Source organism: Chromobacterium sphagni (assembly GCF_001855555.1).
Lineage (GTDB): Bacteria > Pseudomonadota > Gammaproteobacteria > Burkholderiales > Chromobacteriaceae > Chromobacterium > Chromobacterium sphagni.
The window spans coordinates 1-11,882 of the sequence record NZ_MKCT01000066.1 but is presented as its reverse complement, the minus strand read 5'-3'; the positions used below and the strand labels follow the sequence as shown (position 1 = coordinate 11,882).

The 11,882-nt window shown below is 64.8% G+C and carries 13 protein-coding genes; 10 read left to right on the top strand and 3 right to left on the bottom strand.

Translation table 11 applies throughout. The features are described 5' to 3' along the window. From BI344_RS19600 to BI344_RS19580, 5 genes are all read left to right on the top strand, one after another. Positions 1-809, top strand: an 809-nt coding sequence (locus tag BI344_RS19600; protein WP_071114495.1) for a branched-chain amino acid transaminase, incomplete at its 5' end; no start/stop codon positions are given. 100 nt (positions 810-909) lie between these two features. Further along, the gene (locus tag BI344_RS19595) at positions 910-1,110 is read left to right on the top strand and encodes a zinc-finger domain-containing protein (RefSeq protein WP_071114494.1); all 201 of its coding nucleotides are present in this window, start codon (positions 910-912) and stop codon (positions 1,108-1,110) included. 118 nt (positions 1,111-1,228) lie between these two features. After that, positions 1,229-2,266: a lipopolysaccharide heptosyltransferase II gene (gene waaF / locus BI344_RS19590; protein ID WP_071114493.1), complete on the top strand. Its 1,038-nt coding sequence runs from the start codon at positions 1,229-1,231 to the stop codon at positions 2,264-2,266. Between the two features lie 49 nt (positions 2,267-2,315). Further along, on the top strand, positions 2,316-2,858 hold the full coding sequence (locus BI344_RS19585; RefSeq protein ID WP_241499411.1) for a TetR/AcrR family transcriptional regulator: 543 nt from the start codon (positions 2,316-2,318) through the stop codon (positions 2,856-2,858). 72 nt (positions 2,859-2,930) lie between these two features. Continuing rightward, a complete protein-coding gene (locus tag BI344_RS19580; protein ID WP_071114491.1) occupies positions 2,931-3,629 on the top strand; it encodes a hypothetical protein in 699 nt (232 codons plus the stop codon). Positions 3,630-3,703: 74 nt separating this feature from the next. On the opposite strand, the gene BI344_RS19575 is transcribed toward BI344_RS19580, so the two are convergent. From BI344_RS19575 to BI344_RS19565, 3 genes are all read right to left on the bottom strand, one after another. Then, the gene (locus tag BI344_RS19575) at positions 3,704-5,653 is read right to left on the bottom strand and encodes a helicase-related protein (RefSeq protein WP_071114490.1); all 1,950 of its coding nucleotides are present in this window, start codon (positions 5,651-5,653) and stop codon (positions 3,704-3,706) included. A 222-nt stretch (positions 5,654-5,875) separates the two neighbouring features. Beyond that, complete coding sequence (locus tag BI344_RS19570; RefSeq protein ID WP_071114489.1) at positions 5,876-7,060, bottom strand: acetyl-CoA C-acyltransferase; 1,185 nt, start codon at positions 7,058-7,060, stop codon at positions 5,876-5,878. Between the two features lie 10 nt (positions 7,061-7,070). Then, positions 7,071-7,469 (bottom strand): MerR family transcriptional regulator, encoded by a 399-nt coding sequence (locus tag BI344_RS19565; protein WP_071114488.1) that lies wholly within the window; start codon positions 7,467-7,469, stop codon positions 7,071-7,073. Positions 7,470-7,604: 135 nt separating this feature from the next. On the opposite strand from BI344_RS19565, the gene BI344_RS19560 reads away from it, so the two are divergent. The 5 genes from BI344_RS19560 to BI344_RS19545 form a co-directional block, all read left to right on the top strand. Further along, positions 7,605-8,453: a 3-hydroxybutyryl-CoA dehydrogenase gene (locus tag BI344_RS19560; RefSeq protein ID WP_071114487.1), complete on the top strand. Its 849-nt coding sequence runs from the start codon at positions 7,605-7,607 to the stop codon at positions 8,451-8,453. Positions 8,454-8,504: 51 nt separating this feature from the next. After that, positions 8,505-10,007: a CoA-acylating methylmalonate-semialdehyde dehydrogenase gene (locus BI344_RS19555; RefSeq protein ID WP_071114486.1), complete on the top strand. Its 1,503-nt coding sequence runs from the start codon at positions 8,505-8,507 to the stop codon at positions 10,005-10,007. A 138-nt stretch (positions 10,008-10,145) separates the two neighbouring features. Then, positions 10,146-10,847: an acyl-CoA dehydrogenase family protein gene (locus tag BI344_RS25515; protein WP_241499410.1), complete on the top strand. Its 702-nt coding sequence runs from the start codon at positions 10,146-10,148 to the stop codon at positions 10,845-10,847. Beyond that, complete coding sequence (locus tag BI344_RS25510; protein ID WP_241499409.1) at positions 10,844-11,392, top strand: acyl-CoA dehydrogenase family protein; 549 nt, start codon at positions 10,844-10,846, stop codon at positions 11,390-11,392. The genes BI344_RS25515 and BI344_RS25510 overlap by 4 nt, the downstream gene beginning before the upstream one ends. Then, positions 11,389-11,882, top strand: a 494-nt coding sequence (locus BI344_RS19545) for an enoyl-CoA hydratase (protein WP_139167080.1), incomplete at its 3' end; no start/stop codon positions are given. The genes BI344_RS25510 and BI344_RS19545, both read left to right, overlap by 4 nt.

Genomic DNA, 11,882 nt, shown 5'->3' with positions numbered 1-11,882 from the left:
AAGGCGTGCGCGCCTACGAAACCCCCAAGGGTCCAGCCATTTTCCGTCTGCAGGACCATACCGAGCGCCTGTTCCGCTCCGCCAAAATCCTGGGCATGGCCCTGCCCTTCACTCCGGAACAGGTCAACCAGGCCCACCTGGACGTGGTCAAGGCCAACGGCCTGAAATCCTGCTATTTCCGTCCGATGGCCTTTTACGGCTCCGGCAAGCTGGGCGTGGCCCCGCTGAAGAACGACGTGCAGATGATCGTGGCCGCCTGGCCGTGGGGCGCCTATCTGGGCGAGGAAGGCCTGGAAAAAGGCATCCGCGTGAAGACCAGCTCCTTCACCCGCCACCATGTCAACATCACCATGTGCAAGGCCAAGGCCAACGGCAACTACATGAACTCCATCCTGGCCAACAACGAAGCCACCGCCGACGGCTACGACGAGGCGTTGCTGCTGGATGTGGACGGTTTCGTGGCCGAAGGTTCCGGCGAAAACATCTTCATGGTTCGCAAGGGCAAGCTATATACTCCCGACCTGACCAGCGCGCTGGAAGGCATCACCCGCGACACCGTGGTGCAGATCGCCGCCGAAATGGGCCTGCAACTGGTGGAAAAGCGGATCACCCGCGACGAGGTATACAGCGCCGACGAAGCCTTCTTCACCGGCACCGCCGCCGAAGTCACGCCGATCCGCGAACTGGACCGTCGCCCGATAGGCAACGGCAGCCGCGGCCCGATCACCGCGGAAATCCAGAAGCGCTACTTCAACATCGTCAAGGGCCAGGACGCCGAACACGAACACTGGCTCACTTACGTAAAATAAGCGGTAGAATCCGCAGCGCGCGCCAGCCAGCATGCGGCCCCGCGCCGCGCTGCTGGCACACGTTTTTCGGACGCCCCGCTTGCTGCAACCAGGAATGACCATGACGGAACTCAAAGAAAACACCGAACGCTATATTGAAGTCACCCAGCACGACCTGCCGCTGCATTGCCCGATGCCGGACATGAAGGCGTGGAACTCGCACCCGCGCGTCTACCTGCCGGTGCAGCAGACAGGCGAGGCGCTCTGTCCCTACTGCGGCACCAAATACAAGCTGGTCGGCCCGGTCAGCCATCACCATTAAGGCTTTCGACCGCGTCGACTGCAAAGGGTGTGGCGCTGGCCACACCTTTTTTGCTTGCCGCCGCCAAATGCAAGCCGGCTGGCCGCAGCCGGCTTGCATTTGGAACCGGAAGCACCACATGAAGAAAAAAATCCTGGTCATCGGCCCCTCCTGGGTCGGTGACAGCGTAATGGCCCAGCCCCTGTACCGACGCCTGCACCAGCGCCATCCGGAACTGGAGCTGCACGTGTTCGCGCCGTCCTGGACCTTGCCGCTCTTGGCGCGGATGCCGGAAGTGGCCAAATCCCACCTCAATCCCTTTGGCCACGGCGCGCTGCGTCTGATGGAGCGCTGGAGGGTGGCGCGCCAACTGGCGCGCGAAGGCTTCGACCAGGTCATCGTGCTGCCCAACTCGCTGAAGTCGGCGCTGATTCCCCTGTTTGCCGGCATTCCGCTGCGCACCGGCTTTCTGGGCGAATCCCGCTACGGCTTTCTCAACGACAGCCGCGAACTGGACGAGCACGAACTGCCGATGATGGTGGAGCGCTTCTGCGCGCTGGCGGAAGACAAGAAGCGACCGCTGCCCCGCCCCATCCCCAATCCCCGCCTCAGCGCCGACCCCGCAGTGCAGAAACTGGTCGCGCAACGGCTGGGGCTGGATGTTGGCCGCCTCATCATCGCCTTCTGTCCCGGCGCCGAGTACGGCCAGGCCAAGCGCTGGCCCGCGCGCCACTTCGCCGAACTGGCGCGCCGCTTCGACGCCGCCGGCTACGCGGTATGGCTGTTCGGCTCCGGCAAGGACAAGGAGATAGGCGAGGAGATTTCCCGGCTGTCGCAGGGCTGTGCCGTCAACCTGTGCGGCGCCACCGGCCTGGAGGAGGCGATAGACCTGATCGGCCTGTGCTCGCTGGCGGTCTGCAACGACTCTGGCCTGATGCACGTCGCCGCCGCGCTGGACAAGCCGCTGGTGGCGCTGTACGGCTCGTCCAGCCCGGACTTCACCCCGCCCTTGTCCGACCAGGCCGCGGTGGTGTCGCTGAACCTGGACTGCAGTCCCTGTTTCGAGCGCAGCTGCCCTTACGGCCATACCGACTGCCTGGAGAAAATGCAGCCAGACATGGTGTGGCAGGCTGCGCAGGGCCTGCTTTCCCCGCCCCCCAACCAGATCCGGGACTGAAATGAGCGCAGCGGAAACTCCTAAGCAACCCGAAGAAAACACCCGCCGCATGGAGCTGGTCCGCGCGGCGGCGATGCTGTTCCGCGACCAAGGCTACGAACGCACCACGGTGCGCGACCTTGGCAACGCCGTCGGCATGCAATCCGGCAGCCTGTTCTACCACTTCCGCACCAAGGAGGAGATCCTGGTTGCGGTGATGGCGCTGGGCATCAGTAGCACCACCGAACAATTGGCCGAAGCCATCTCGCAGGCCGGTAGCCTGCACGAACGGTTGGCCGCGCTGTTCCGCGTCCACCTCAACTCGCTGCTGGGCGACAACCAGGCCGCGCTGGAAGTGATGCTGTACGAATGGCGCAGCGTGTCGCCATCGGCCAAACCCGGCCTGATCGTGCTGCGCGACCGCTACGAGGCGCTGTGGCAGCAGGTGCTGGACGAAGCCGCGCTGGCCGGCTTGGTGAAACAGGATACCCGCTTACTGCGGCGCACCCTGCTGGGCAGCCTGCACTGGACCGTGCAATGGTATCGCCGCGACGGAGAATTGGACGTGGATGCGTTGGCGCAACACATGCTGCAGCTGGTATTGCTGAAATAAGCAGCAAAAATTTCCACGGAAAGATAAAAAGTGTTCTAATATCAGCGATATAGGAACATTGGGACTGTAGCCATGGCAAACATCGCCAGCGTAGGCAATCCTGCGACGCAACCTCTGTATACCGGACTCAACACCCGGCAGGTACAGTCGTCGCTGGAAAATGCCCAGCCCGCCGTGCAGCAAACCGCGAGCCCGCCGCAAACTCAGGTCGCCGTACGGCAGAACCCGGACACCGCACGGGTGGAACAGCAACTGCAGCAGCAGCTGGCCAACAGTCAAAGCCAGCAAACCCAACAGGCTCAGCAAGCGCAGGCAGCTGCCGCGACGCCTGTCAGCGCTCAAGCGGCAACCCCGCAGGTCAACCCGACACAGGTCAACAACTCCGCATCGGTACTTGCCACCAACCCGCAGCCAAGCACTGCGGCCGCAATCGCCCCGGCGGTAAATGGCAATACGGCTCCAACTACTGCCGCGCCGACCCAGCCGGCCCAGGCCAATGCCACCGCCAACAACAATGCGGCGACTCAGGCCACCGCCACGCAAACCGCGCAGGCGGCCAATCAGCCGGCGGCGGCTCAACAACTGACGACCCCGCCGCAGGCACCCACGCCCGCTCAAACCGCAACCGCGCCGGCAACCCAGGCGACGCAGTCGGTCACCCAGGCGCAACAGCGCACCAATGGTGGGCAGCTGGCGGTATCGCAGTATCAGGCCAACCAGTCGCTGCTGCAACCCAGCATCTCCAGCACCAATATTTCCACCACGGCCTGAGCCGCGCAGCATTGCCAGACAAAGCCCCGCAAAACGCGGGGCTTTTCTCATGGTTCAAACGCAGGGAAGCGCGATCAGCGCCGATGGCGGCTGCCCGGCTTGCGGGACGCAGGCTCGGCTCCGCCTCTGCCCTTGCGCTTCTGCGAGTTCTGCACCTGCAGCAACGCGTCGATGCGCTCCGACGTTGATTGCATCAACAGCTGCGCCATCTCGCCATCCGGGAAGGTATCCGGCATGCGGTAGGCCAGCCAGGCATACGCGGCATAGAGTTTGCAGCTGTCTTCCAAATACTGCAGTTCGTTGCGGCCGCCGCTGCCCACCATGCGCAACAGCGGCGCGGTCCGCTTGCGGGCGCGCTGCTCCGCCCAGTCATGCAGCGCGGTCTCCAACATGGCGATCTTAGTGGACACCGGGCACAGGCTGAAGGTGAAGCGGTCGGCCAGGCTCAACGGCAGCGCATCCAGCCACTCCGCCTTGGCCATCTGCTCGGACAGGTTGGCCGGCAGGAAGAATTCGTCATGCACATTGATGTGCCGGGCAAACAGGCTCAGCAGCGACTTGAGCTTGCCTTCGCCGGTCGCCTCGGCAATCGCCTCCAGATACTTCAGCCCGGGCGCGACAAAAAAGCCGCTTTCCGGCAGGGGCTCCGGCTTCTGACGCAACAGAGCGGAGATGGTTTTATGGGTCACACCGTCGAAACCGGCGACGAAACCGGTTTCATGCTTGCCGAAACGCCCCGCCCGGCCGGCGATCTGCTTGGCCAGCGCCGCCTGGATCACGCCCTCGGCATAGCCGTCCCACTTGCTGGCGGTGGTGAAAATGATGCGTCGCGCCGGCGTGTTCAGGCCCATGCCGATGGCGTCGGTGGCCACCACCACCTGCGTCTCCCCGGCCACGAAGCGCTCGGCCTGCGATTGCCGGACTTCCGGCGACAAATTGCCATAGATCGCCGACACCGACAGGCCTTGCTCGATCACCTTGTCGCGCCAGTTCAGCACCTCGCGGCGGGAAAAGGCGATCAGCACGTCGCCGGGCCGCAGGTTCTTCAGCGACAACAGCGGCGCCTTGTCCATCTGCAGCGCCGTCTTGCGCTCCAGCGTGCGCACTTCCAGCGTGCCGCCCACCCGCGCCACCAGCGATTCTATCGCCTCGAGCGCTTCGGGCGCGCCCACCAGATAGATGGTTTGCGCCGGCACGCCGCACACGGCTGCGGTCCAGGCCGCGCCGCGGTCGGGGTCGTCCAGCAGCTGGATCTCGTCGATCACTGCCACCTCCACCTGCCGCTCCGGGTTCAGCATTTCCACCGTGCTGGCGACGTGGGTGGCATCCGGATGCAGCTTGCGCTGCTCGCCGGTGATCAGGCTGACGGCGATGCCGGCCTGTTGCAGCCGGGTATAGTTTTCCAGAGCCAACAGGCGCAGCGGCGCCAGATAGACGCCGCTCTTCGCCTTTTGCAGATGCTCCATCGCCGCGTGGGTCTTGCCGGAATTGGTCGGCCCCAGTACCGCGATGAAGTGGCGCTGCATCGCGTAGGCCGTGGCGAACGATTCTGGATAAAGCGACAGATTGACCGCGTCACGGGTCTTGGCGACCGCCTGGCTGACGTTTTGCTGGCTACGCGCGGCAGCCACCCGGTCAAGCGTGATTGTGCAGCGCGCCTTGGCCCGCTCGTACTTGGCCAGGAAGGCGCTGAGCACGCGCAGATGATCGACCCCCTGCACCTCGAACACCTGGCGCGCGCAGGCCGCCAGCTGCCCCTCCATCTTCAACCGGGCGGCGTCGTTCCAGCGCTCCTTCACCAACGCGAGGCGCGCCTCGGCGTCCAGCTTGCGCCATTTGCCGCTCTTGCCCAAAAAGCCCTCGTCCGGCACCAGATGATAGGGAATGCGCTGGCCATTCAGTTCGAGCTCGCCATGCACCGAAACCGCATGGCTGCCCTCGGTGGTGACGATGGTGGCGTTGTGCGCCGCCAGGTAGTCGTCCAGCTGGATTTCGGGCGGCAACGCTTCTATGGTGTCGGTCATGACGGCTTTCGTGTGCAGGGCTAAAGGGGGGCGATGATAGAACAGCCGGCGGCAAACTGCCACTCAGGCATTATTGCCTGCCGCCGGATTGAAAGATACCGCCCGCGCCGGCGCAAGCCGCCTGCCGGCACGGAAGAGGCTGTTTGGCGAACGATGGCCATCGGAAAAACAGGCTGCCGGATCGCTCCGGCAGCCTGCTGTCCATGCTGGCGTTTGCGCGGTTTACACCAGTTCCACCGCCAGCGCGGTGGCCTCGCCGCCGCCTATGCACAGGCTGGCCACGCCGCGCTTGCCGCCGTACTGTTTCAGCGCCGACAGCAAGCTGATCACGATGCGGGCGCCGGATGCGCCGATGGGATGGCCCAGCGCGCAGGCGCCGCCGTGCACATTAACCTTGTCGCGCGGCAGCTTCAGGTCGTGCATCGCCGCCATCGCCACTACCGCGAAGGCCTCGTTGATCTCGAACAGGTCGATATCCGCCACCTGCCAGCCGGTCTTGGCCAGCAGCTTCTCGATGGCCCCCACCGGCGCGGTGGTGAACCAGCCCGGCTCCTGCGCGTGGCTGCTGTGCGCCACCACGCGCGCGATCGGCTTCAGGCCGCGCTTGGCCGCCTCCGCCGCCGTCATCAGCACCAGCGCCGCGCCGCCGTCGGAGATGGAGCTGGCATTGGCCGGGGTGACGGTGCCGTCCTTCTTGAACGCCGGCTTCAGCGTGGGAATCTTGTCCAGGTTGGCCTTCAGCGGCTGCTCGTCGCTGTCCACCACGGTGTCGCCGCCGCGGCCCGGCACCGTCACTGCCGCGATCTCGTCCTTGAAGCGGCCATCGCGAATCGCCGCCTGGGCGCGGGTGAGCGAGCCGATGGCGAACTCGTCCTGATCCTGGCGGCTGAAGCCGTATTTCTCGGCGCACTGTTCGGCGAACACGCCCATCAGCGTGCCCTTCTGGTAGGCGTCTTCCAGGCCGTCCAGGAACATATGGTCCTTGATCTCGCCGTGTCCCAGGCGCAGGCCGCCGCGCGCCTTGGGAACCAGGTAGGGCGCGTTGCTCATGCTTTCCATGCCGCCGGCCACCACCACCCGGCCATTGCCGGCCAACAGCTGGTCATGCGCCAACATCAGCGCCTTCATGCCGGAGCCGCACATCTTGTTGACCGTGGTGCAGGGCACCGCCAGCGGCAGACCGCCGCCCAGCGCGGCCTGCCGCGCCGGCGCCTGGCCCTGGCCGGCTGGCAGCACGCAGCCCATGATCACTTCGTCCACCTCGCCAGCGGCCACGCCGGCGCGCTCCACCGCCGCGCGGATGGCCGCGGCGCCCAGCTGGCTGGCGGCCAGTCCGGACAACGCGCCCTGAAAGCCGCCCATGGCGGTACGCGCCATGCCTACGATCACGATTTCCTGCTGTTGCATGACTGCTCCTTTATGCTTGGTTGTGGCCGTTGACGCGCTTGTCCAGCGCCTTTTCGCACTGGCCGCGCAATTGGCCGATTTCCGTCAGCACCACCTTGATGTCTTCCATCTGTTCCAGAAGCTGCTGTTCCTTGCGCGCCAGGATGCGGATAAACTCCTGCAATTGCGGCGCATCGTCGTGCGCCGCGTCGTACAAGGCGAACAACTCGCGGATCTCCTGCAAGGACAGCCCGATGCGCTTGCCGCGCAGGATCAGCATCAGCCGCACCCGGTCGCGGCGGTTGTAAATGCGCCTCTGCCCCACCCGCTCCGGCTCCAGCAGGCCCTGATCCTCGTAGAAGCGTATGGCGCGGGTGGTGATGTCGAATTCCTGCGCCAGCTCGGTGATATTGAAAACCTGCTCCGCCATGCATCCCGCTCCCCGACTGTAGTACTGCGGCCATGGGCGCCACAGTTGGCTGGTTTATGCTCATTGTCTGTTGACGTTGACGTAAACGTCAAGTTATCGTGATCAACAATAGAGCAAATAATCCAGGAGAGCCAGATGAGCAAGAAAATCGGTGTGGTGGGCGCAGGCACGATGGGCAACGGCATCGCCCAGGTGTTTGCGATGAAAGGCTTCGACGTGCAGCTGGCCGACGTCAGTGACGCCGCGCTGGTGAAAGGCATCGCCAACATCAACATCAGCCTGCAGCGGATGGCCAAGAAAGAGTTGATCGCGGAGGCCAACATCCCGGGCATCGTCGCCCATATCCGCGCCACCACCAAGCTGGCCGACCTGGCCGGCTGCGACGTGGTGATAGAAGCCGCCACCGAGAACGCCGCGATCAAGGAGCAGATTTTCCGCGAGCTGGACGCCGCCGTCGGCGCCGGCTGCGTGCTGGCCTCCAACACCTCGTCCATCTCGCTCACCCGCATCGCCAGCTGGGTCAGCCATCCGGAGCGGGTGGTGGGCATGCACTTCATGAACCCGGTGCCGGTGATGCAGCTGGTGGAGATCATCCGCGCGCTGCAAACCGGCGACGAGGCCTACCAAAGCGTGTTCCATCTGTCGCAGGCGCTGGGCAAGACCCCGGTGACGGTAAAGGACGGGGCCGGTTTCGTCTCCAACCGCATCCTGATGCCGATGATCAACGAAGCCGCCTTCGCGCTGTTTGAAAATCTGGCCACGGCGGAAGACATCGACACCGTGATGAAGCTGGGCATGAACCACCCGATCGGCCCGCTGGCGCTGGCCGACCTGATAGGCCTGGACACCTGCCTGTCCATCATGGACATCCTGCACCGAGAATTCCGCGACAGCAAATACCGCGCCTGCCCGCTGCTCTCGCAGCTGGTGCAGGCCGGCCATCTGGGCCGCAAGAGCGGCAAGGGCTTCTACCGCTATGACTGAGCCGGCCGCGGGCCAAAGAATGCAGCACCCTATAATCGAGGAGGCAGTGCAATGAACCAGGCAGTCCCCAGCGTCAAACTGTTGATCAACGGCGAGTTCGTCGAGTCCCGCAGCCAGGAATGGCGCGACATCGTCAACCCGGCCACCCAGCAAGTGCTGGCGCGCGTGCCGCTGGCCACCGCCGACGAAGTGAGCGCCGCCGTCGCCGCGGCCAAGGAAGCGTTCAAAACCTGGAAGAAAACCCCCATCGGCGCCCGCGCCCGCATCTTCCTGAAATATCAGCAGTTGATCCGCGAAAACATGAAAGAACTGGCGGCCATCCTCACCGCCGAGCAAGGCAAGACCCTGGCCGACGCCGAAGGCGACATCTTCCGCGGCCTGGAAGTGGTGGAGCACGCCGCCAATATCGGCACGCTGCAGATGGGCGAATACGCCGAGAACGTGGCCGGCGGCGTCGACACCTACACGGTGCAGCAGCCGCTGGGCGTTTGCGCCGGTATCACCCCGTTCAATTTCCCGGCGATGATCCCGCTGTGGATGTTCCCGATGGCCATCGCCACCGGCAATACCTTCGTGCTCAAGCCGTCCGAACAAGACCCGATGGTGACGATGCGGCTGGTGGAACTGGCGCTTGAGGCCGGCATTCCCAAGGGCGTGCTCAACGTGGTGCACGGCGCCGCCGATGTGGTCAACGCCATCTGCGATCATGCGGACATCAAGGCGGTGTCCTTCGTCGGCTCCACCAAGGTGGGCACCCACGTCTACCAGCGCGCCACCCTCAGCGGCAAACGCGCGCAATGCATGATGGGCGCCAAGAACCACGCCATCGTGCTGGCGGACGCCAACAAGCAACAGGCGCTGAACCAGCTCACCGGCGCGGCCTTCGGCGCCGCCGGCCAGCGCTGCATGGCGCTGACCGTGGCGGTGCTGGTGGGCGAGGCGCGGCAATGGATACCCGACTTGGTGGCCAAGGCCAAATCGCTGAAAGTGGGTGCGGGCAAGGACAATCTGGACCTGGGGCCGTTGATCTCCTGCGCCGCCCGCGAACGAGTGGAGGGCCTGATCGCCAAGGGCGTCGAGCAAGGCGCGAAGCTTGAGCTGGACGGTCGCGGCGTCAAGGTGGCCGGCCATGACAGCGGCAATTTCGTCGGCCCCACCATTTTCTCCGGCGTGAAACCCGGCATGGCCATCTACGACCAGGAAGTGTTCGGCCCGGTGCTATGTCTGGTCGCCGCCGACACCCTGGACGAAGCCATCGCCATCATCAACGCCAACCCCAACGGCAACGGCACCGCTATCTTCACCCAGAGCGGCGCGGCGGCGCGCAAGTTCCAGGAAGACATCGAGGTGGGCCAGGTGGGCATCAACGTGCCGATCCCGGTGCCGGTGCCGCTGTTCAGTTTCACCGGCAGCCGCGCGTCCAAGCTGGGCGACCTTGGCCCCTACGGCAAACAGGTCATCGCTTTCTACACCCAGACCAAAACCGTCACCAGCCGTTGGTTCGATGACGAGGCCAGCAACGGCAAGGTGCACACCACCATCTCGCTGCGCTAACCCTTTATCTACGCGCCGCCGGAGATTGACCCTCGCCCTTTGCGGGAAAGGGGCTGTGGAGAGGGGAAGCGCAAGCGCGCCCCTCTCCGTCCTCTCTCCCGGGAGAAGGGAAACATCCGGCGGCCACAGGAGCTTTGCATGAATTTCTCACTCACCGAAGACCAGATCGCCTTTCAGGAAAGCGCGCGCGATTTCGCCGAACGCGAACTGGCGCCCCATGCCGCGGAATGGGATGCCGAATCCACCTTCCCGCTGGACGTGATCCGCAAGAGCGGCGACATGGGCTTTCTCGGCCTGTACACCGCGGAAGCTTACGGCGGCCTGGGCCTGCCGCGGCTGGATTCCGCTATCATCTTTGAAGAGCTGGCCGCGGGCTGCACCTCCACCGCCGCCTATCTCACCATCCACAATATGGTCAGCTGGATGATTTCCAGTTTCGGCGGCAAATCCCTGGCCGAAAAATGGGTGCCGCGCATGGTCGCCGGCGAAGTGCTGGGCAGTTACTGTCTGACCGAGCCGGGCGCCGGCTCCGACGCCGCCTCGCTGACGACCCGCGCCGACAAAAAGGGCGAGGTCTACGTGCTCAACGGCGGCAAGATGTTCATTTCCGGCGCCGGCAGCACCCAGGTGCTGCTAGTGATGGCCCGTACCGGCGGTCCCGGCGCCAAGGGCATCTCCGCCTTCGTGGTGCCGGCCGACGCGCCCGGCGTCGGCTACGGCAAGAAGGAAAAGAAAATGGGCTGGAACAGCCAGCCCACCCGCGCCATCACCTTCGACAATGTCGAGATCCCGCTGGAAAACCGTCTGGGCGAGGAAGCCAGGGCTTCGCCTTCGCCATGAAGGGCCTGGACGGCGGCCGCATCAACATCGCCACCTGCGCGGTAGGCACCGCCCAGGCCGCGCTGAACGCGGCGCAGCGCTACGTGCAGGAGCGCCAGCAGTTCGGCCAGCCGCTGGCCGAACTGCAAACCGTGCAATTCCGCCTGGCCGACATGCTGACCGAACTGGTGGCGGCGCGGCAGATGGTGCGCCTGGCGGCGTGGAAGCTGGACAGCGGCAGCCCGGACGCCTCCACTTATTGCGCGATGGCAAAGCGCCTGGCCACCGATCTGAGTTTCAATATCGCCAACAACGCGCTGCAACTGTTCGGCGGCTACGGCTATCTGCAGGACTTCCCGCTGGAGCGCCATGTGCGCGACCTGCGCGTGCACCAGATACTGGAAGGCACCAACGAGGTGATGCGCATGATCATCGCCGCAAGCTGCTGCAGGCCGGCGCGCTGGAAACGCTGCGCTAGACGCCCCGCCATCGATAAAAGGAATACGCAAGATGAACACATACGCCCACCTGAACGTGGAAAAAACGCGGCCACACCGCCGTCGTGACCATAGACAACCCGCCGGCCAACACCTGGAACCACGCCAGCCTGTCGGCGCTGAAGCAACTGGTGGCCGACCTCAATGCCGACCGCGACATCTACGCGCTGGTAATCACCGGTCAAGGCGAAAAATTCTTCTCCGCGGGCGCCGACCTCAATATGTTCGCCAACGGCGACAAGAAGGTGGCCACCGAGATGACCATGCTGTTCGGCGAAGCGTTCGAAGCCCTGTCAGCCTTCCGCGGCGTCAGCATCGCCGCCGTCAACGGCTATGCGATGGGCGGCGGCCTGGAGTGCGCGCTGGCCTGCGACATCCGCATCGCCGAGGAGCAGGCGCAGATGGCGCTGCCGGAAGCCAGCGTCGGTCTGCTGCCCTGCGCCGGCGGCACGCAAAACCTGCCGTGGCTGGTGGGTGAAGGCTGGGCCAAGCGGATGATACTGTGCGGCGAGCGCGTCAACGCCGCCACCGCCGAGCGTATCGGCCTGGTGGAGCAGGT

Bases quoted from the DNA above. Each gene is read 5' to 3' on its own strand.
- BI344_RS19565 (WP_071114488.1), bottom strand. From the start codon at position 7,469: ATGGCGGAGCAGGTTTTCAATATCACCGAGCTGGCGCAGGAATTCGAC.
- BI344_RS19595 (WP_071114494.1), top strand. From the start codon at position 910: ATGACGGAACTCAAAGAAAACACCGAACGCTATATTGAAGTCACCCAG.
- BI344_RS19575 (WP_071114490.1), bottom strand. From the start codon at position 5,653: ATGACCGACACCATAGAAGCGTTGCCGCCCGAAATCCAGCTGGACGAC.
- BI344_RS19580 (WP_071114491.1), top strand. From the start codon at position 2,931: ATGGCAAACATCGCCAGCGTAGGCAATCCTGCGACGCAACCTCTGTAT.
- BI344_RS19570 (WP_071114489.1), bottom strand. From the start codon at position 7,060: ATGCAACAGCAGGAAATCGTGATCGTAGGCATGGCGCGTACCGCCATG.
- BI344_RS19585 (WP_241499411.1), top strand. From the start codon at position 2,316: ATGGAGCTGGTCCGCGCGGCGGCGATGCTGTTCCGCGACCAAGGCTAC.
- BI344_RS19560 (WP_071114487.1), top strand. From the start codon at position 7,605: ATGAGCAAGAAAATCGGTGTGGTGGGCGCAGGCACGATGGGCAACGGC.
- BI344_RS19555 (WP_071114486.1), top strand. From the start codon at position 8,505: ATGAACCAGGCAGTCCCCAGCGTCAAACTGTTGATCAACGGCGAGTTC.
- BI344_RS25515 (WP_241499410.1), top strand. From the start codon at position 10,146: ATGAATTTCTCACTCACCGAAGACCAGATCGCCTTTCAGGAAAGCGCG.
- waaF (WP_071114493.1), top strand. From the start codon at position 1,229: ATGAAGAAAAAAATCCTGGTCATCGGCCCCTCCTGGGTCGGTGACAGC.
- BI344_RS25510 (WP_241499409.1), top strand. From the start codon at position 10,844: ATGAAGGGCCTGGACGGCGGCCGCATCAACATCGCCACCTGCGCGGTA.